At 71.4% G+C, this 1,701-nt stretch carries 2 protein-coding genes and 1 pseudogene; 1 reads left to right on the forward strand and 2 read right to left on the reverse strand.

Translation table 11 applies throughout. The features are described 5' to 3' along the window. The coding region (locus tag ACZ561_RS40055; protein WP_471005089.1) for an alpha/beta fold hydrolase at window positions 1-876 on the reverse strand (876 nt) is incomplete at its 3' end. Between the two features lie 184 nt (window positions 877-1,060). Between ACZ561_RS40055 and ACZ561_RS40060 the strand changes: the two genes are divergently transcribed. Further along, on the forward strand, window positions 1,061-1,486 hold the full coding sequence (locus tag ACZ561_RS40060) for an Ohr family peroxiredoxin (protein WP_184848130.1): 426 nt from the start codon (window positions 1,061-1,063) through the stop codon (window positions 1,484-1,486). A 20-nt stretch (window positions 1,487-1,506) separates the two neighbouring features. Here the strand turns inward: ACZ561_RS40060 and ACZ561_RS40065 are convergent. After that, a pseudogene (locus tag ACZ561_RS40065) lies at window positions 1,507-1,701 on the reverse strand (hypothetical protein); the annotation flags it as partial.

The raw sequence follows: 1,701 nt of genomic DNA on the forward strand, positions 1-1,701 counted from the left end.
GTCCCGCTCGGCGTCGAGCGTGATGGTCGGGACCCCGATCGTGGGGCGGGCGGCGAGCAGCTTCTCCAGTCCGTCGTAGCGGCGCTCCCCGTCGGCGAGGCTCAGCCGCCAGCGGTAGTTGTGGACGACGACGGCCGCGTAGTCGGGGTTGTCGAAGGCCGCCGCGGTGCGCTCGAACGTGGCGTCGTCGAAGTCCCAGGTCGGGGAGACCGTGTCCCAGACGAGCCGGGTCAGGTCGTGGCGCAGCTTCTTGTCCTCCATGGCGAGCCGGCCCCGCTCGGTGGCGAAGTAGTACTGGTACCACCAGGCGAGTTCGGCCTTGGGCGCCAGCGGCTTGAGATTGGCCTCCCGGTCGGTGACGAGGTAGCCGCCCACCGACACCAGCGCCGTGCAGCGTTCGGGCCGGAGCGCGGCGACGATGTCGGCGGTGCGTGAGCCCCAGTCGAAGCCGGCCAGCACGGCCCGGTGGATCTTCAGGGCGTCCATCAGCGCGATCACGTCCATGGCGATCGCCGACTGCTGGGCGTTGCGGAAGGTCCTGCCGGACAGGAAGCGCGTCGTGCCGTGACCCCGCAGGTACGGGACGATCACCCGGTACCCCCGCTCGGCCAGCAGCGGAGCGACGTCGACGTAGCTGTGGATGTCGTACGGCCAGCCGTGCAGGCAGATGACCACGGGCCCGTGGGCGGGGCCGAGTTCGGCGTAGCCGACGTCCAGGACACCGGCCTCGACCTGCTGGATCCGCGGAAACGTGGTGTGCGCCCCGGCGCGTGTACCGCGGTGCGCACCGGCGGCGCTCCCCGCGCCGGCCAGCCCTACGGCCGCCGCTCCCACGCCCACTCCGAGGGCCTTGCCGAAACTACGCCTGTTGATCACTCGGGCCTCCGTGGTGTGACGTGCACCGGCTGGTGCGAGGCCTGACTGTTCCATGCCGGTCGTCACCCGTCAAACAGGTGACGCACTATGAGCCAGCACGCATCAAGCCCTCTATTGACGGGAGATGAAAAGCACTGTCACCATCTCGTCACCGCTTGAACAAGTGACGAATGGGAGCACAGTCATGGCATTCAGCTACACCGCCGTCGTGAAGGTCGACGGAGAAGGCCGCAACGGCGGTAGCGTGCGGTCCGAGGACGGACTTCTGCGGACCTCGCTGGCCCTACCGAAGGAGCTGGGCGGCGCCGGTGGCGCCACCAACCCCGAGCAGTTGTTCGCGGCGGGCTGGGCGGCCTGCTTCCTGGGGGCCGTGCGCCGCGCCGCCGCCGAGCGGAGGATCAGGCTGACCGGCACCGCTGTCAGCGCCGAGATCACCCTCCACCACGGTGACGACGGTGAGTTCGGCCTGGCCGCCGCGCTGAGCCTCGAACTCGGCGGCGTCGACCAGGAGACGGCCGCGGAACTGGGTGCCGCGGCCCATCGGATCTGCCCCTACTCCAAGGCCACCCGCGGCAACATCCCCGTCACCGTCTCGGCCGTCGCCGGCTGATCGCCCTCCGCGGTGCCGCGTCAGGAGTCGTACGGTCCGTCGCCGGTCGCGGTGTCGGGCCGGGCGTGGCCGGGGGCCAGGCGGCGGTAGGCGGCCCGGGCGTGGACGAGGCGGGCCAGGGCCGTGCCGATGAGGGCGGCGGTGAGGAGGCAGGCCAGCCAGGTGGTGTCGCGGTGGCCGGCCCAGGTGAGGACGCCCGCCGGCGGGATGGCGAA

This window comes from Streptomyces sp. NPDC039609 (genome assembly GCF_055596705.1).

What these genes read in the sequence shown, in the direction of transcription:
- ACZ561_RS40060 (WP_184848130.1), top strand. Translation starts at nt 1,061, where the DNA reads ATGGCATTCAGCTACACCGCCGTCGTGAAGGTCGACGGAGAAGGCCGC.